The sequence below is a fragment of the Methylobacterium sp. AC690 genome (genome assembly GCF_979256535.1).
Genome location: NZ_CEEDOX010000139.1, coordinates 1 through 236, shown reverse-complemented (window position 1 = coordinate 236; position 236 = coordinate 1). Strand labels below are relative to the sequence as shown.

Below are 236 nucleotides of genomic sequence, written 5' to 3'. Positions count from 1 at the left end.
CAGCGGACCGGGGCGCAGCGATCGGGACAGCGATGCCCCGGTGCTGGGCTCGGCCGTGACGGGTGAGGGACTCGGAGTCCTGACGGCGCGGCTCGAGGCGCGGATCGCGCGCCAGCGCTCGACCTTCGCGGTGATCCTGCCGCCGGAGGACGGCGCCGCGCGGCACTGGCTCTATGAACACGCCGAGGTGCTCGACAGGCGTGAGGAGGAGGGGGGCACCATGCACCTCGCCATCC

At 73.7% G+C, this 236-nt stretch carries 1 pseudogene; it reads left to right on the top strand.

What is annotated here, in order from left to right:
- Positions 1-236 (top strand): annotated as a pseudogene (locus tag AC0IY1_RS25625) (GTPase HflX); the annotation flags it as partial.